Here is an 18,424-nt window from a genome sequence, read left to right on the forward strand (position 1 = left end):
CGACTGATTTACAAAAAAAATCTTCGCAGGAGGAACAGAATTCACGAAATTAACAGTGTATAAAAAAATTCTCAGGGCAAACACCGGGTTATTAAAATGAAAAACCGGATAACCATCAGCCAATAACCATTAACACCGGTTGAAAATATGAATAGTTTAAAAGAAGGCCCAGAACCGCAGAAAAAGAAGGTGCCTGATAAACCGGCAGATACCTCCGGTGTCCCACCCTCGCCGTTACCGCCGCCACCGGTTCTCCCGCCTAAAAAGATACGCGGAGACACCGATGGTAACATCGACAAATGGCTTGGCCGCTTCACGGTGATGCTCATATACGCTTCTACCGCTGCTGTCGTGCTGATCATCATCTGCATTATACTCCACCTGCTGCCTCTCTCCAGTAGCATCTTCCTGTTGCCCGACAAACTATTTGCCGCATTACTGCTCGGCTCCACCATATTACTCACAGCCCTCTTCGCCTTCCTGCTGCGATGCTTCTTTCCGCAACTGTTTAAAAAACAACCACCACCCCATAACAGGGAACAAAAATAAAAAGCCGGCAGCTCTCTCTTCCACCGGCTTGTATGTTCCATGAATAATGATACTATTTCAATTGTGCCACTGTCAATATCGGACACCCCAGTTTTTCCGGATGCAGATACCGCAGCAGGAAATGTAATATGCCGGCGCCCCCAGAAGCCAGTTCTGCTACCGGGAAATTCGTATTACAGGTAAACCAGTAACGGCTTTTGTCCTCCGCATACTTCCAGGTATGCATGAAGTAATGCACCAGCCAATCTGTACGCTCCTTCCATTCCGGATCTTTCAATACCCGCTGCGCTTCAAGGTATACTTCGCCAAGGCCAGCCAGCCCTCTGTATTGCGACAACTCAAGATGTGCAATATATGCAGGGAAGAGATGCAGCAGCTTTGTTGCAAACGCCTTGTATCTTTCATCTCCGAAAAGCTCATAAGCTTTAATGAAACAAAGGGCAACCCCAATATCGCCATCCAGCATCCAGGCGTTTTTGTCTGTGTTCATAGCGTAATCTTCCCAGGCCGGTAGAGGCTTCTGTTTACTACGCTCCTGCATAATCCACTCAAGCGCCTTCAACAAAGGTGCTTTCGTACGCTCGTGCGGGTAAAGGCTGTAATAAGCCAGCATGAACCACGCAATACCACTCACACCATTGCGCAAACCCGTAGTATTCGTACTTTCATCACCCAACACCTCAGGACCAAATTTCCAGGAACCATCCTTACCCTGGTTAGCCACCAGGAAATCATGACATCCCTGCAGCTGTGTATAAGTGAATTCTTCCGGAAGCAGCGAGGCACACTGTAATACGGCTATACCCAGACCAGCGGCTCCCGCCGACAGCCCATAGCCTCCCGCCGGTATGCTCAGGCAACTTTGTATCACCTGCTTCATCTCTTCACTGCCGTCCAGCATCTTACATCTGATGCCCAGCGCAATAGCAACTGCAGTTCCATATGAGCCGTCATAAAGACCCGGAGCTACCTCTGGCAAACTACCCAGTTGCGCCTGGCTGATAAACTGCCAACCCTGACCCAGCGCTTCGGAACAGTTTTTAAGGCTGTATCCCATAGCAGTGGCCAGCGACAAAAAGTAACTCACACCAGCCACACCAAAGTACAGACCCGGATACAGCTGTGTATCGAAACGCATATGTCTTTCATTCTGTGCAACAAGACGGTTGTAAGAGAACCATAATTTGCCGGGAGTAACCAGCAATGGACTGGCCAACGCTGCTATACCGGATTGTATCACCTCACTGAGCTCCTCCGGTGGCGGCAATACAGGCACCCCGCTATGCGGACGCTCTTTGAATGCCTTCAGCCCCCCAATGATCTCATTAATCTCCGGACGGCTGGCTGCATCTGGTTGCAGACAGCTGATAATCAACTGTACGAAAGCCGCGTCTCTGATATAAAACCGGAGATTCGACTCCAACACAGAAAGGTCAGACATTTCCTGCCGCCACGGCCCTATACGGAGAAACGCAATCACCAGTGTAGCACCGATGGCGTAAATATCTTCTTTGTGCGTTGGCAATATCGCCGCTATCTGCTCAGGCGACATATATCCTGGCGTCCCCGCCCTGAATGGAGGCACAGGCTTCTGCAGCTTGCTGCTGTAAGTCATCTCCATATCAATCAGCCATATTTTCTCATGCACGTCTATCATGAAGTTCTCAGGAGTAATATCCCGATGTACATAACCTCTCTTATGAAGCCTGTCCACAATCACTACAATTTCCAATAATTTGTCAATCACATGCTGCTGCTTGTCTCGGGACAATGCCAGCCAGCTATTGCCCTGAAATACACTCAGAAGCCAGGCATCAAAAGACTTCCCGTCAATACACTGCATAATGAGGTAGGAAGTATCGCCTTCTTCAATGAAGTCGTATATCTTCGGCACAGGTAACTCACCCGAAAGGTCATTGTGCAGTTCATTCTGCCATGCAAGGCGGTCCTGTATGAACCTGCCCGATTCATCACCCCACATATATCTTTTCGCTTCCTTGATAATACACCACTTTATGTTCAGCCGCTTCAATGAAATGCCTTTAATCACCATTCCCTTGGCGTCAGATTTGAGCAACATATATGGAAGATACTTTCCCCTTATAATCCTGCGGAAACTGCCATTTGTAAATTTATGAACCGATGCAAAAGGCCATTTCACACCTTTGGGAAGAAAGAACGGCATATGCAGCTCATCTTTCACCAGCTCCCCCTTTTTATCATAAATAAAACGCTCATAATTACCTGAGGCATCCTGCATGATCACAGGATTAAAACTGCCATACCTGGTATAGACCGTGCCTCCCAAAGGCGCATCTGAGGGAATACCAGGCCCCCTTGTATCGGTCGTTATCCTTACCAGCAGTTTCGCCAGCTCCACCGCCATACGCTCATCCGGCGGATAAATCCCGACTATCTTGCCCAGCTGCTCTTGACCCAACATACCTGTCAGCAACATCTTAGCAGCATCTTCGGAAATTGGGATTTTAAAAGGTATGTTCCTTTGGGAAAGGAAAGGAATCAATTCCTGCAATAAGGAGATCAGTTCCGGTTTGATCACCGAAACATGCAGTATCCAACCCTGCGTTCCGGAGATCTCTCCTACCTGCAGATATGGATACGCTTCCTGATAAACCAGGTTATGTTGTTCCAGCAGTTCAGCATAACTGGTGATACCACCATCGGCTTCGGAGGTTAATAATTCGTTTGACTGCATCGTTTGTTCCTTAATGGTTATTCATTTAATGGCAGATAACAGCGGGCTCCAGGTCTGCCGGTGATTCAGGGTTCTACAGGGCCTTATAAAGATACTGATCGTTGCCGCCCTGCTATACCACCGCATAACATAATACACTGCCAGTCAGACCCAAATCGAATATCAGAAAATGATGATGAATGAAAGAATCATTCTACACCTAAATAAGATCATTTTGGTGATATGTGACCGCATGATAGCATAAGGATTTTTTATGCGTCAAATGCAATCGTACCATCGCTTTTTAAAATGAATGAAAATGAATACAGATTCAATAAATGAACAAAATGAACGAAGGTTTACTTAATTTTTGTAAATACATTTGTTTCGGGTTAACAAACAATGGATAATGATAAGCGGCTCCTTTTTAGGAGCCGTAATTTTAACAGTAAAATTTCTTAACGAAGAATCTCCAATGATATATTAACAGATAAAGGCAGAACCCGTTCAGATCTCTTCTGGACGGGTTTTTTGTTACCTCCGTCACTTATCCCGTTAACAAACACACGCATCTTCCTCCCAACAAAGCAATTATGTTAATCTCCATCACTATGATACCCCTGTGATTTGCATTTCCTGTTTAATATTTAATAAAAGAAATTTCAAGAGTCAGTTGTTTTAATTGATGAGATGAGAAATCCAAAAGCGGTTCCTTTCCAGGAGCTGTTTCTTTGCCGGATGCTGTAAACGTGATGCAGTACAGCATTACACAACGATTTCCTTAATCAATAAAAACATAATTATCACAGCTTAACAGAAACCGCCACCCAAAATCATTATGCCTTGGAACAACACCATATCCTCAGCTTCTGGCGAGATGTAGAAGTATTCAATCTCCCCCCAATAAAGGATAACTATTTCATCCCCCTCCGCATTGCCGCATTACCCTGGCAAAAACCCGCTCTAGCAGCACCCGGTAAAACATGGAAGTTCACAGTATGGTTCGGAAAGATCCAACATGAACAAATCGTGCAGACCATCGAAAACATACTCAACAACCCCGCCTCCGAAAAGGCAGACTGGATAACACCCGCAACAGGCCTTACCTGTCTCGCTGCACTCGTGCTGGATGAAAACGGAAGACCAGATGAAAAAAGCTACGTGCAACCCACCTTTGTACAGGGATTAAAATGCCTCCTTCATCAAACACCCGTATCATCAGTATCCCAGCTCATGCAACATGTCCAGGCTGATTATGAAACACGTTACCTCATTCCTCCCGAAGAGCAACTGAATGGCCGCCGCTGCGGAGACCCGCTGAATGCAACACAACTTCAGCAGGAACTGGAATACCACCAACAACTCACTGCTGCATGGCTACACACACCCATTGAAATGTACTGCACCGTACAGGAAGTACCGGCCGACAATACCCCAGACACCAGCTTCCTCAACAGCTTCTACCTCGACGACCTGCAAACACTCATCAACACACCGGTACCCCAATGGAGCAAACCATTGCAGGAATACATGACCGTGCATATCAATAAAGATGAACGAACCGATCTCCTCGCCTCGGAAGATGCACTCATCCAAACACTGGACCCCGCCCTGCTACCCGCTGGCAGATGGCCTTCAGATATTACACACGGCCTCTATACCGCACAACGCGGCGCTGTAAACACTCTCTTGCATGAATTGGAAACCACCGGCGGCATGCAAGGCATCAATGGTCCCCCGGGAACCGGTAAAACCACTCTCCTGCTGGATATTATCGCACACGTCATCGTCGCACGTGCAGAAAGAATATTGCAGACGGGAACAGACAACTTCTTCATCAGCAAATACAATAAAATACAACGCGATCAAAAGAAATTCGCAGGCTACTACCAGACCAATCCGGATATCTTTGCAGACAGCAGCATCGTGGTCGCCAGCAACAATAACGGCGCCGTCGAAAATATCTCCCGGGAAATTCCTGCCACCCGCAAAATCGACACACGCCACTTCGCCTCCGCCAATTACTTTGCTGAAGCAGCACAACGCCTATTGCAGGAAGAAAGCTGGGGCATCATGAGCGCCACACTGGGCAGCTATACCAACCGCATCGACTTCAACAACAAATTCTGGAGAACCGACAAAACGAAAAACAGTCCAGGCTTTCATGATCTCCTGCATGCTATCTACAAAGACCCCGACAATGATCAGTCTCCCTCCTGCCATACCCTTTTGCAGGAGACTGCCAGTGAACTATCAACACTATTAGAACAATTCAGGCAATTCAAACAGGACGCCTCCGCTGTATTCTCCCAGCTCCCAGCCATACGCATCGCATTACAGCAATATGATGACTACGAAAAAGAATTATCGCAATTGCAAGACAGTATCCTCTCCAAAGAAGACAGAGGCCAGGAGCTGCGCCGTACCATCCGTACACTGAACGACAGTATCCCGCAAATACAGCAGTCATTAACATTGCATAGTCAGTACAAACCCCGGTGGCACTGGTTTCACAAGCTATTCAACACCCCCCTTTACAGAAAATGGTACAGCTTCGCTGCCTGCCTCCTACAGGAACTGAAACAGATAAATAACAATAAAACGGTTGCAAAACTGGAGCTGGATCATATCGAGGAAGTACTCACCCTTCAATATGAACGGCATAATGAAGTAGTAAAACGGGAAGAGGAAATCGAAGCGCAGGTAACCGCTTATGACAAACTACGCGCCACCTTACACGCCACATATGGCTTGCCGCTGGAAAACATCGTGGACACCGGGTTCTATGCACAATCACTTCAGCAGAAGCATCTGCGTTGCCCCTGGTCTTCCCCGGCGGTGAACAAACTGCGCAGCAACATACTGCTCAAAAGCCTGCAGCTGCATCAATACGCTATCATGGCCAATGCCCGGCAGTTCAGAGCCAATCTCGATCTCTTCTTTGAAATGCTGACCGGTAAGGCAATTGTAAAAGACAGCATAGTCAGAGAACTATGGAATACCTTTTTCTTCAGTGTACCGGTAGCCTCCACCACGCTCGCCTCCGCAGGCCGCCTGTTTGCAGCACTAGGCAAAGACGCCATCGGCTGGCTGCTCATCGATGAAGCAGGCCAGGCCACCCCGCAATCGGCAGCCGGCATCATTGCCCGCTCCCGCAGGTGTATCGCCGTAGGCGATCCCATGCAAGTGGAGCCTGTAGTCACCATCCCATCATCACTTGTGCGGATACTCGCGGCAGAAAACCAGACAGCGCCGCAATGGTCGCCTCTTACAACTTCTGTACAGCTGCTGGCCGACAGAATCACCACTAAAGGCGCCTGGATACAACCCGAAGACCAGGAAGAGAAAATATGGACAGGGTTTCCGTTACGCACACACCGCCGCTGCAATGACCCCATGTTCAGCATCTCCAACACCATCGCCTACGGTGGTCAGATGGTAAAAGCAGTGAAAGACAAAGAAGACTCATTTGCTACAGGCCCCTCCACCTGGTTTCATGTGAATGGCGGCAATGTACATCACAAACAAGTAGTAGAGGAAGAGCTCCTTTTGCTCGATGAAAAGATCCGTGAGCTGGAGCTCTCCGGCTACACCGAACCCATTTTTGTGATCACGCCCTTCAAAGCCATAGAAACCGCATGCCGACACGTTTTCGCAAAGCGGAAGCAAGTGGCCTGCGGCACTATACACACCTTCCAGGGCAAGGAAACAGACATCGTATTTCTTGTACTAGGCAGCGATCCTGCCAAAGCAGGTTCACGCAAGTGGGCCTCTGCACAACCCAACATGCTGAATGTAGCGGTTACACGGGCAAGGAAAAGACTGTACGTGATCGGTAATAAAATACTGTGGGAACAACATCCGTACTTCAATATCATGGCACAGCAACTCTATACAGGCGCCGGCAGGCTCAAATCTTCAGATTTGCTTTAGGATTTATCGGTACTTTTAACCGATGAAAGTACTGATTATAGAAGATGAACCAGGGCTGAGATCCAGCATCCGCGAATACCTGGAACACCAGGGCTTCGTCTGCGAAGTAGCGGATGATCTGCATCAGGCGATGGATAAAGTCAATGAGTTCGAGTACGATTGTGTCGTGGCCGATATTGGCCTGCCGCACGGCAATGGCCTTGAAGTAGTAAAGGAACTGAAAGACCTGAGATCCCGCGCCGGCATTATTATCATCTCCGCCAAAGATTCACTGGAAGATAAACTGCATGGCCTCGGACTGGGCGCAGATGATTATCTCACCAAACCATTCCACCTGTCGGAACTCAATGCAAGGGTCAACGCTATCCTCCGCAGGAAGAACTTTGACGGCCATATTGCTGTCACCTTCTCTGAAATCACCATATTACCTGCCTCCAAAACAGTACTTGTGCATGACAAAGAACTGGTGCTAACCGGTAAGGAATATCAATTACTGCTTTATTTCATTGCCAACCAGCACCGGGTAGTCACCAAATCCGCACTGGCAGGACACCTCTGGGGCGACGCCTATGATCAGGCAGGATCTTACGATTTCATCTACACTCATATCAAAAATCTCCGTAAAAAAATGCTGGACGCCGGCGGGGAAGACTATATCAAAACGGTATACGGCACCGGTTACCGCTTCGGCTGAAAAATCTTTTATATGCGGCTCCTCTCTAAAACAACACTCTTATTCCTCTTACTCATGCTGCCGGTATTCGCAGGCGGCGCCTTTTATCTTTTCCATAAGTTCCAGAAAGAGATAAAACACGAAACAGATGAAGAGCTGGTAAACGATAGATTGCAATGGATACGCTACCTCGATACCGCCAGCATCAACACGCCCATATTGCATATCAATACACAGGAGTTCAGCCTTAAGCCCACCAATGATCCCTTGCAGAAAAAACCTAAACTCAGCAGCGTATCATTATACCAGGAAACGGAAGATGTAATGGCGCCCTTCCGGGAACTGTCGCAGGTAATCAGCTTCCACGATGCTAACTACCGGTTAATACTGCGGAAATCGATGATAGAAAAAGATGACCTTATTAAAAACATCGTGTACGTAATGTTACTGGCATTCGGTGGATTACTGCTGTTTGCACTTATATGCAACTGGTTTATCAGCAGAAGTGTGTGGAAGCCTTTCTATTATTCACTGGACAAAATCAGGCATCTGCAACTGAACAAAATGGATTCGCTTACCTTCCCTGCTACAGAAACCCTCGAATTCAGACAGCTCAATACCGCGCTGGAAAGTATGAGCCAGCGTATCCACCAGGACTATATCAACATGAAAGAGCTGACGGAAGACGCAGCGCATGAAATGCAAACACCGTTGGCTATTGCACAGGGAAAGCTGGAGCTGTTACTACAGGACGAAGCCCTCACAGAAAACCAGATAAAATTGCTGGCACAAAGCAGCGATGAGCTGCAACGCTTGTCCCGCCTCAATCACAACCTGTTACTGCTCGCAAAGATCGAGAACAGGCAATATCCTGTAACCGGTGAGTCTGACCTCCATGAAGTAATGGAAAAATATCTGTCACTCTTCGAAGAGCTGACAGGTGAAAAAGAACTTACGATTGAAAGTAACCTTGCACCGCACAGTTATCTCCCGCTGCATCCTGCCCTGGCAGACATCCTGGTGAGTAATCTTCTCGGTAATGCCATCAAATACAATCATCCCAAAGGGCATATCCGTATTACACTTACCACTTCTTCTCTTACTATCGCCAATACCAGTCCTTATCCTGAAATACCATCCGGCAGCCTTTTTCAACGCTTCAGAAAGCATACGTCAGGCCATTCCGGCTCCAATGGACTTGGCCTTGCCATCGTAAAAAAGATCGCGGATACACATCGCTTCTCTATCACGTATGCGTATAAGAACGATGAACACATCTTCCACTGCCTATTCCAGTAAAATACTCACCGATAAATCCAGATACTAAATAATAACTTACTATCCACAAAATCTCCCAACACCTTCTCCTCTCATCACCATCATCGCCAAAATCAAATAAATCACAGTTCAGATTTACTCCAGATTCACTTCTTTTCTTTGTGAACAGATATTATTTAATATGCGACTAATCCTTTCAATTATGTTTTGCGGTCTTACAGTTACCGCAATGGCCCAACAGCAGCGCCAGCCTGCCAAAGACACCACACTACCCGTAAAAGACACGACCCATGTTGATAAGGTATCCGATCTGCAGGAAGTAATCATATCTTCTACCCGAAACAACAGTCGTATTGAAGACCTGCCCATGAAAGTAGAAGTACTGGGTAAGGAAGAAATGATAGAAGAAAGCGGTATCAAACCGGGTAATGTGGCCAGCATCCTGGGCGATCTCTCCGTTATTCATATACAGAACACTTCTGCTGTGAATGGCAACAACGCCATCCGCATGCAGGGCCTCGATGGAAAGTATACCCAACTGCTCCGCGACGGCCTCCCCGTGTATGAAGGGCTGAGCGGTAATTTCGGAGTGCTCGCTATCCCCCCGCTGGATCTGAAACAGATCGAAATCATCAAAGGCTCTGTATCCACCCTCTACGGCGGTGGCGCCATCGCCGGCATGATCAACTTCATCTCCAAAACACCCACCAATAAACCAGAACTAACATTACTGGTTAATCGCAGCACGCTGAAAGAAAGCAACGTCAACGGTTACTATGCACAACGCTGGGGCAAAACGGGACTTACCCTCTTTGCCGGCGTAACCACACAGAATCCTGTGGATGTAAACAATGACGGCTTCAGCGACGTACCCAAAGTAAGACAATACCTGCTGCACCCTCGCTTCTTCTGGTACCCCAACAGCAACACCACACTGGTAGCAAGCTATACCGGCACCATCGAAAAACGTGAAGGCGGCGATATGCAGGCACTGGAACACGGCGCCAGCAGCCAGCACAGCTATACGGAGGCCAATAACAGCGAACGTCACAGCGCTGATGTACAATACACCCGTCGTAATCTCGGTGGTGGCACACTTACTGTAAAAGGCGTGGCCAGCTTCTTCCACCTGGAAAATATTGCCGGCGGCTTCCCCCTGAATGGACGCCAGACCAACACCTACCTGGAAGCAAACTACAATAAACACAGCGGCCGCCACGACTGGGTAGCAGGCATCAGCAACACCGGTGAAATATACAGGAAAGCCAACGCCGACAGTACCCTCCTGGGCAACTACACCTACAATACTATGGGCGTATTCCTCCAGGATGGCTATCACATCACCGACAAGCTCGTAGCTGAAGCCGGACTAAGAGCGGATTATCACAACGTCTTCGGGTGGTATATTCTCCCCCGGCTTGCATTCGTGTATAAACCCATCGACGCTCTCTCCCTGCGTCTCAGCGGTGGTACGGGATATAAATCACCCGCTGTCTTCTCTGCACAAACACAGACCATCGGTTACCGTTACCTGCTGCCGCTGGCCGCCGGGCTGAAGTCTGAAAAAAGCCAGGGCATTAACTTTGATGCTAATTACCACACCACCTGGGGTAAAGTGGATGTAACACTGAACCAGGCCCTCTACTATACACACATTACAGATCCCGTATTACCGGTGGCAAGCCCCTCCGATAAAAACATGTACATGCTCGTCAATCAGCCTTATAATGTAAACAGCATCGGTACAGATACTTATATACGCCTGGGACTGGACCACCTTGAACTATACCTGGGTTACAACCATACCGTTTCAAAATACACCGATGCCCGTTCCACCTACGTACCGTTTGCACCACAGGATAAATTTGCAGGTACGCTGGCGTATGAGATAGAAGGCAAATGGCGCTTCGGTATAGAAAACAGCTGGGTTGGTAACCAGTATTTATACGATAATGAAAAAGCCCCTTCTTACTGGTTCTGGGCAGCGATGGTCTCCCGGCAGTTCGGAGAACATATAACCGTAGTACTGAACGCCGAAAACGTTTTCGATGCAAGACAGGGCAAGAATGCTCCGCTATTCACAGGGCCAGTCACCAATCCTCACTTTGCACCATTGTGGGGACCTATCGACGGACGCGTATTGAATCTTTCAGTGAAATTTAATTTATAGCTTTTTCTGTCGAAACGGCGTACCTTTGCGCGTTAATTTTTCATTAAGCTATGAATGGTGCCAAGAACAGGTACGCCGTGCTGTCCGGCTTTATCTTTTTATTCCTTATTCTGTCTTTTGTAGTAAGAACAGCCCTGCTGGTATGGGCCTTCCCTCACTCCGGTCTTTCTGTCACAGATATTGTCACGCTTTTCGCCAGAGGATTTGTTTATGATATTGGGATAGCGTTGTTTTTCACGATCGCCTATGCCTTATATCTGTTGTTGCTGCCACAGCGGCTCAACAACACCTTATTCAATCGCATATTCACTTACACCGGTTTTTTCCTGGCGTTGATGATTGTGATATTCTCCTTTTTCGCAGAATTTACTTTCTGGGGAGAATATGAAAGCCGGTTTGACTTTATTGCAGTCGATTATCTGATCTACACATACGAAGTGATCAGCAATATTAACCAATCGTACCCGCTGCCCCTGCTGATAGGTGGCGTGTTGCTGGCAACAGCAGCGCTTACCTGGCTGATGGCGCGCCGCGGAACATTCCGTAACAGTTTTCAGTCGCGCACCGCATTCGGGAAACGTCTGGCTACCTTCCTCTTTCTCCTGGGCCTTACCTGTGCGCACGCGTTCCTCGTAAGCAACACCTGGGCGGAAAAAGGCAAGAACCGTTACCAACAGGAGCTTTCCAAAGCCGGTATCTACTCCTTTATATCTGCCTATCTCAACAATGAACTGGCATACGATAAGTATTATTTACAGGAAGACAATGCCACCGCCTTTGCAGATATCCGCATACTGCTGGAGTCGCCCGATGCGCGCTTCCTGGAAAATGGCAACAGTATCTTCCGGCATATAACGGACACGGCTACACCGGTGAAGCCCAATGTGATCATGGTAACGATCGAGAGTTTCAGCGCCGATTTCATGGAGCGTTTCGGGAATACACAACATATTACACCAGTACTGGACAGCATCGCAAAGGAAAGCATTCTGTTCACCAACATGTACGCCACCGGCACCCGCACGGTAAGAGGTATGGAAGCCCTCACACTGGCAGTGCCGCCTACACCGGGCCAAAGCATTGTACGCCGCCGCAACAATGAGCAGCTTTTCTCCGCCGGCAGCGTCTTTGCAAAGAATAGCTACGACCGCACTTTCTTTTATGGCGGCGACGGCTACTTCGATAACATGAACAAGTTCTTCGGCAACAACGGCTATGACATCACCGACCGCCTGCGTCACCGACTGGTAGACGACCGCCTTGCTTCCACCCGCACCAATATCCCTGACGGCACTGTAAGGTTTGAAAATGCATGGGGTATCTGTGATGAAGATATTTACGATGCCGCTATCCGCAGCGCCGATGCCAAATATGCCGCAGGCAAGCCTTTCTATGATTTCGTGATGACCACATCCAATCACCGGCCCTACACTTATCCCGCAGGCAGCATAGACATTCCTTCCGGCACAAGCCGCGAAGGCGCCGTGAAATATACCGATTATGCTATCGGACGTTTCCTTCAACAGATCAGGAACAAACCCTGGTTTAAAAATACGGTGATCATTTTTGTAGCAGATCATTGCGCCAGCAGCGCCGGTAAGAATGAAATAGAAGTAAGCAAATATCATATCCCCTGCATTTTTTACAATGTACCGGGAATCGCCCCGCAGGAAATACCGGTAATGTGTTCGCAGATAGACATTTATCCAACATTGTTAGGAATGCTGCACTGGTCGTATAACAGTAATTTCTACGGAAAAAACGTACTGGAAACGGGTTACCAGCCACGCGCCATGGTAAGCACCTATCAGAAGCTGGCCTGGCTGGAAACAGGGAAGCTGGTGATTTTAAGTCCGCAGCAAAAAGCACAATGCTTCATCTGGAGCCGGGACAGGAATGATCTGCAACCCGCCGCGATGGACAGCAACTTGCTGAAACACAGTGTGGCAGCCTATCAGACGGCATACTACCTGTTTAAGAACGGCGGCATGCGTAAATAAAATAATTTTTGATCTGACTTATTTTAGTATATTAGATACCGCATACTCCTGACCCTTGCTTGCTTAAAGCCTTTTACCTGTAACCATTTGGCTAATGTTGTCGCAGCAAACAATTCTGGATATAATCAGTCAGGTCAATCATGATTTTGCCGAAAACAGCAACCCGGTATCGGCTTGTGAACGTTTCCTGCATACTTTGGTAACCGCTACTAAGAGTGAATCGGGCTTCATGGCCGATGTACTGCCGTCTGCTCCGGCTACGCCGCTGCTCCAGCTGCTCACTGCTGCCGGAGCTCCTCCTGACAACGCGATGCTACAGTATTATGGTGCGCAGATGGGAAAAGAAGGCACGGTACTCAGTAACACCCTTGCACTCTTTGGCCGTGTCGCCATCACCGGAAAACCGCTGCTAAGCAATAATGTAGCTGATGATGAAAACAACGCCGGCTTCTCCGGCACACCTGCTTCATTGCATACTTTTATCGGATTTCCGCTTATCTACAATAATACTTTAACGGCCATACTCTGCCTGTTCAATAACAGGGATGGTTACGATACGGCGCTGATCAGTCAGCTCGAACCCGTACTGATGACATGCAGCTCATTACTGTATGCCAGTCGTCATCGTGATACCTACGAAAGAATGAGAGCAGCCAGTACAGAAATGATGTCTGACCTGGTAACGCTTACCGCTGCACTGGATGATATTGTTTTTGAAATGAACGATCAGAAAGTGTTTACCAAAGTATGGTGCCGCGATGAAGAGATGCTGTTTCGCCCGCCGGCAGAAGTGATCGGAAAGACAATTACAGAAGCATTGGGAAAATTTGCCACTCCATTTGATAATATTGCGGACGCTGTTTTACGCTCCGGGCTGGAACAGGAATATGAATATCCTGATATCAGAACCAGCGTATTTAGATGGTATCGTATGAAGATGAACCTTATCCATCATCCTCCTTCATCTCCCAAAAAAATATTAATACGCATACAGAATATTACACAGCGCAAACGTAATGAAATGGCGCTGCGGCAAGCCAATGCTGATCTCACCAGATACAATCACCTGCTGGATATATCCCAGGAGATGGGCCTCACCGGCGGATGGGAACTGAATATCGTCACCGGCGAAATATACTGGACGCGGCAGATGTATGTATTAAGGGAAGTGCAGCCTGAATACCCTGTGACATTTGAAGGCATCGCAACCTTCTATCATCCGGATGACCGCAACACATTCTTAGAAGCGCGCCACAACCTGCTGCACCATCATCAGCAGTTTTGTCTTGATCTCCGCATGATCACGGCCACCGGCCGCGAACGCTGGGTGAGATCACTCGGTACGCCCGCTTATACCAATGGTATCATTACCCATTTCAGAGGTATCGTTATGGATATTACCAAAGAAAAACTGCAGGAGCTGGAGATCAACGAAGCCCGCCTCAGTGCCGAGAAAGCCGCCAAAGGGAGAAGCGAATTTCTCTCCGTTATGAGCCACGAGATACGTACGCCACTGAACGCAATTGTAGGCATCGCTGACTCATTACAGCAATATCCGGAAGCCCATAATCCTGAAACATTCTACAACCTTCGCTTCTCTGCCAATCATCTGCTGGCACTGGTAAATGATATTCTCGATTTCAGTAAGATAGAAGCAGGGAAAGTGGATCTGGAAAATATTCCCTTTGACCTCGCGGAGCTGCTGCAGGGCATCGCCGGCAACTACCTTCCACAGGCCAGAGCCAAAGGCATCAAACTCTTTACATACTTTGATTATGAACTGCCACAGCGCATCACAGGAGATCCGCTGCGGTTATCGCAAATACTCAACAACCTTACCGACAACGCGATCAAGTTCACCAGCGAAGGCGCCGTGACCATCGAAGTAAAACTGGAAGATACCACCGACACGCAATACCGTATCCGCTTTGCGGTGAAAGATACAGGTATCGGCATTGCCCCGGAAATGCAGGAACATATCTTCAATAGCTTTGTCCAGGAAGATTCCGCTACCACCCGCAGCCACGGCGGCACCGGGCTTGGGCTGGCCATCAGCCGCAGATTAGTGGAACTGTACCAGGGCAGCATATCCCTGCAAAGCGATAAAGGCGCAGGCGCCACCTTCAGCTTCACCATCAACTTTGACATCCCCGGGGAAAGCCAGGAAATACAGGAAGAAGAAACACCGCCACCGGCAGACTTTCTCAAAGACATGCAGCTGCTCATTGTGGAAGACAACTCTATCAACGTCCGGGTACTGCAATTGCAACTGACCAACTCCGGCGCACAACTCACAGTGGCCACCAATGGCAAAAAGGCGCTGGACCTGATGCAGCAGCAACAATTTGACGGTATCATCCTCGACCTGCATATGCCGGAGATGAACGGCTATGAAACCATCCCATACATTCACGAGCTGCAACGTAATGCTTTTGTCATTGTGCTCACCGCCGATATTATGCCCGAAGTAACCGGCCGGCTTCGCGCACTGAATGTCACAGACATGCTGCCAAAGCCTTATCCGGCAAAGGATCTGTTCGAGATTCTGACGAAGTATTATTCGCCACGCGGCTAAAACCTTATAGCAGCAAAGTTTGTTTTTTCCTACATTTGGCCCCATGTTACAAACAACAGTCAACACACTTCCGGAAAGAGACCTTGCAGTGATATGGCACCCTTATACGCAGATGCAGACAGCGCCCGCGCCCATCGGCATTGTGCGCGGAGAAGGAGCCTGCCTGTACGACGAACAAGACAACGCTTATATAGACGCCACTTCAAGCTGGTGGGTAAACATACATGGCCATGCACATCCATACATGGCACAGCAGCTGGCCGCACAGGCCCTGCAACTGCAACACTGCATATTTGCAGGCTATACACATCCTCCCGCGGTGAACCTGGCAGAAAGGTTATTACAGATACTTCCGGACAACCAGGCCCGCGTGTTCTACTCCGATAACGGCTCCACCGCAGTGGAAGTAGCACTCAAAATGGCGCTGCAATACTGGGATAACAAAGGACAACGCAAACACAAACTGCTGGCTTTCAAAAATGCGTATCATGGCGATACCTTTGGTGCAATGAGCGTCAGCGGCAGAAGTGTATTCACCCGCGTATTTGAGGATCTCCTCTTTGAAGTGCATTTCCTTGATGTGCCTTCCCCGGAAAATATTACACAGATCATCGCTGATATAGCAGCACAAGACCCGGAACAGGTGGCCGCCTTTATATTTGAGCCGCTGCTGCAAGGCTCCGGAGGCATGATCATGTACGATGCCACGGCATTTGATCAGTTACTGCAATATTGCAGATCGAAGGATATACTGTTGATAGCTGACGAGGTGATGACCGGCTTCGGCAGAACCGGCAAGAATTTCGCGATGGAAAACATCCGCACGCAACCCGATATGATCTGTCTCTCCAAAGGGCTTACAGGCGGCAGCATGGCATTGGGCGTTACCACCAGCACAGCAGCGATATACGATGCCTTTCTGTCGGCAGATAAACTAAAGACGCTGTTTCACGGGCACTCCTTCACTGCCAACCCGCTGGCCTGTACCATGGCGCTGGCCAGCCTTGACCTCTTCATAAAGCCTGAGTGTGGTGAACAACGCCAACGTATACAAATCCGCCACCAGCATTTCCTGGACGAACTGCAACAACAGCCATCCGTCAAAAATCCCCGGCTGCTGGGCACGATCCTCGCCTTTGAAGTGACCACCAATAACGCCGACGGTTATACGAATAACCTGGCAGATCATCTGCATCGCTTCTTTAAATCGCGCCGCATCATGCTGCGCCCGCTGGGTAATACACTCTACATCTTGCCACCCTACTGCATTACAGACGAACAACTGGATGCCGTGTACGACAGCATCCGGCAGATGCTGGCAGAACTGAAAGAGATAGTGTAAATTTGGGAACTATGTATGCCGCTATACTGTCCCATATCAACCGTTATGTTACCTTCACCGAAGAAGAAAAAGAAATTTTCTGCGCCGCCCTGGTCCATAAAAAAGTTAGGCGGCGGCAGTATCTTTTACAGGAAGGAGAAATCTGCCAGTACGACTACTTCGTGATCAGCGGCTGCCTGCGGCAATATGAAGTGGGCGACAATGCCCGCGAAAACGTGGTGCAGTTTGCATTTGAAAACTGGTGGATGTCTGACTGGTACAGCATGCTCTCCAACACACCGTCGGTCTACAATATTGACGCACTGGAAGACACAGAAGTATTTGTCATTGAAAAAAGAGTGCTCGACAAACTATTCATCGATATTCCCGCGATGGATAACTACTTCCGTAACATGCTGCTGCAGTCCTATGCCTCATTGCAACGCCGCATACTTTATCTGCAGAAGCCCGCAGAAGAAAGATACGCGGAGTTTGTAAAGCGCTATGCCTGGTTCGAGCAACGGGTGGCACAGCAACATATCGCCTCCTACCTGGGTATCACCCGCGAAACGCTCAGCCGGTTGAAAAGCCAGCAACAAAAACATCCCCGATAATATTGTGATTTTTATCACAGTATAATTTTATCAAATGTCACGTAAAAATAATGCCGCATGTATCAATTTTGTACTGTAAAAATCAACGATACATGTACAAACAATTTATGCAATGGGCACTGTCTACAGATGGTAACTGGACAGGCCTTGTATTACGGCTCACACTTGGACTGGTACTTTTTCCTCACGCGGCACAGAAACTTTTCGGATGGTTTAACGGTCCTGGATTGAGCGGGGAAATGAATTATATGACACAGGTAGCAGGATTGTCTGCCTTTGTTGCTGCAGCGGCTATAGCGGTAGAATGCCTTGGTATGTTGCTGCTGGTATTGGGCGCCGGTACAAAACTCGCGGCTATCAGTGTATTCTTTTTATTCATAGGGATGATAGTGGTAGAGCATGGCGCCAATGGTTTCTTCATGAACTGGTTTGGCAAAATGCCTGCTGGCAGGGAGGGCTTTGAATATCATCTGCTCGTATTGGGAATGTGTATCGCCATCATGCTGCAAGGCGGCGGGCGCTTCTCAGTGGATAAACTGTTGAAATAAGTGATATTTCCTGCAAAGTTATATGAGCACAAAAAACACTAAGGATTGTTTAAGTCGGAAAAGAACTG

Annotated in this window: 11 protein-coding genes; 10 read left to right on the top strand and 1 reads right to left on the bottom strand. The window is 48.3% G+C overall.

Going from position 1 to position 18,424, the window contains the following annotated elements:
- The first annotated feature begins 147 nt into the window (after window positions 1-147).
- Window positions 148-549, top strand: a complete 402-nt coding sequence (locus VM802_RS22975) for a hypothetical protein (protein ID WP_325535005.1) — start codon at window positions 148-150, stop codon at window positions 547-549.
- Between the two features lie 52 nt (window positions 550-601).
- On the opposite strand, the gene VM802_RS22980 is transcribed toward VM802_RS22975, so the two are convergent.
- Complete coding sequence (locus VM802_RS22980; protein WP_325535007.1) at window positions 602-3,265, bottom strand: class III lanthionine synthetase LanKC N-terminal domain-containing protein; 2,664 nt, start codon at window positions 3,263-3,265, stop codon at window positions 602-604.
- Window positions 3,266-4,087: 822 nt separating this feature from the next.
- On the opposite strand from VM802_RS22980, the gene VM802_RS22985 reads away from it, so the two are divergent.
- The 9 genes from VM802_RS22985 to VM802_RS23025 all read left to right on the top strand — a co-directional run bounded on the left by VM802_RS22985 (window position 4,088) and on the right by VM802_RS23025 (window position 18,356).
- Window positions 4,088-7,177, top strand: coding sequence for a DEAD/DEAH box helicase (locus tag VM802_RS22985; protein ID WP_325535009.1), 3,090 nt, complete (start codon window positions 4,088-4,090; stop codon window positions 7,175-7,177).
- A gap of 22 nt (window positions 7,178-7,199) precedes the next feature.
- On the top strand, window positions 7,200-7,871 hold the full coding sequence (locus VM802_RS22990) for a response regulator transcription factor (RefSeq protein WP_325535011.1): 672 nt from the start codon (window positions 7,200-7,202) through the stop codon (window positions 7,869-7,871).
- Window positions 7,872-7,883: 12 nt separating this feature from the next.
- Window positions 7,884-9,149: a sensor histidine kinase gene (locus VM802_RS22995; protein ID WP_325535013.1), complete on the top strand. Its 1,266-nt coding sequence runs from the start codon at window positions 7,884-7,886 to the stop codon at window positions 9,147-9,149.
- Between the two features lie 181 nt (window positions 9,150-9,330).
- Window positions 9,331-11,298 (top strand): TonB-dependent receptor plug domain-containing protein, encoded by a 1,968-nt coding sequence (locus VM802_RS23000; RefSeq protein WP_325535015.1) that lies wholly within the window; start codon window positions 9,331-9,333, stop codon window positions 11,296-11,298.
- 50 nt (window positions 11,299-11,348) lie between these two features.
- Entirely contained in the window at window positions 11,349-13,298 is a 1,950-nt protein-coding gene (locus VM802_RS23005; RefSeq protein WP_325535017.1) for an LTA synthase family protein, read from the top strand.
- A gap of 94 nt (window positions 13,299-13,392) precedes the next feature.
- The gene (locus VM802_RS23010) at window positions 13,393-15,873 is read left to right on the top strand and encodes an ATP-binding protein (RefSeq protein WP_325535019.1); all 2,481 of its coding nucleotides are present in this window, start codon (window positions 13,393-13,395) and stop codon (window positions 15,871-15,873) included.
- Between the two features lie 43 nt (window positions 15,874-15,916).
- On the top strand, window positions 15,917-17,215 hold the full coding sequence (gene bioA / locus VM802_RS23015) for an adenosylmethionine--8-amino-7-oxononanoate transaminase (protein WP_325535021.1): 1,299 nt from the start codon (window positions 15,917-15,919) through the stop codon (window positions 17,213-17,215).
- Between the two features lie 11 nt (window positions 17,216-17,226).
- The gene (locus tag VM802_RS23020) at window positions 17,227-17,808 is read left to right on the top strand and encodes a Crp/Fnr family transcriptional regulator (protein ID WP_325535023.1); all 582 of its coding nucleotides are present in this window, start codon (window positions 17,227-17,229) and stop codon (window positions 17,806-17,808) included.
- A 92-nt stretch (window positions 17,809-17,900) separates the two neighbouring features.
- A complete protein-coding gene (locus tag VM802_RS23025; protein ID WP_325535025.1) occupies window positions 17,901-18,356 on the top strand; it encodes a DoxX family protein in 456 nt (151 codons plus the stop codon).
- Window positions 18,357-18,424: the final 68 nt, after the last annotated feature.

Source organism: Chitinophaga sp. (assembly GCF_035538455.1).
In the GTDB taxonomy this organism is placed as follows: Bacteria; Bacteroidota; Bacteroidia; order Chitinophagales; family Chitinophagaceae; genus Chitinophaga.

Bases quoted from the DNA above. Each gene is read 5' to 3' on its own strand.
- VM802_RS22975 (WP_325535005.1), top strand. From the start codon at position 148: ATGAATAGTTTAAAAGAAGGCCCAGAACCGCAGAAAAAGAAGGTGCCT.
- VM802_RS22980 (WP_325535007.1), bottom strand. From the start codon at position 3,265: ATGCAGTCAAACGAATTATTAACCTCCGAAGCCGATGGTGGTATCACC.
- VM802_RS22990 (WP_325535011.1), top strand. From the start codon at position 7,200: ATGAAAGTACTGATTATAGAAGATGAACCAGGGCTGAGATCCAGCATC.
- VM802_RS22995 (WP_325535013.1), top strand. From the start codon at position 7,884: ATGCGGCTCCTCTCTAAAACAACACTCTTATTCCTCTTACTCATGCTG.
- VM802_RS23000 (WP_325535015.1), top strand. From the start codon at position 9,331: ATGTTTTGCGGTCTTACAGTTACCGCAATGGCCCAACAGCAGCGCCAG.
- VM802_RS23005 (WP_325535017.1), top strand. From the start codon at position 11,349: ATGAATGGTGCCAAGAACAGGTACGCCGTGCTGTCCGGCTTTATCTTT.
- VM802_RS23010 (WP_325535019.1), top strand. From the start codon at position 13,393: ATGTTGTCGCAGCAAACAATTCTGGATATAATCAGTCAGGTCAATCAT.
- bioA (WP_325535021.1), top strand. From the start codon at position 15,917: ATGTTACAAACAACAGTCAACACACTTCCGGAAAGAGACCTTGCAGTG.
- VM802_RS23020 (WP_325535023.1), top strand. From the start codon at position 17,227: ATGTATGCCGCTATACTGTCCCATATCAACCGTTATGTTACCTTCACC.
- VM802_RS23025 (WP_325535025.1), top strand. From the start codon at position 17,901: ATGTACAAACAATTTATGCAATGGGCACTGTCTACAGATGGTAACTGG.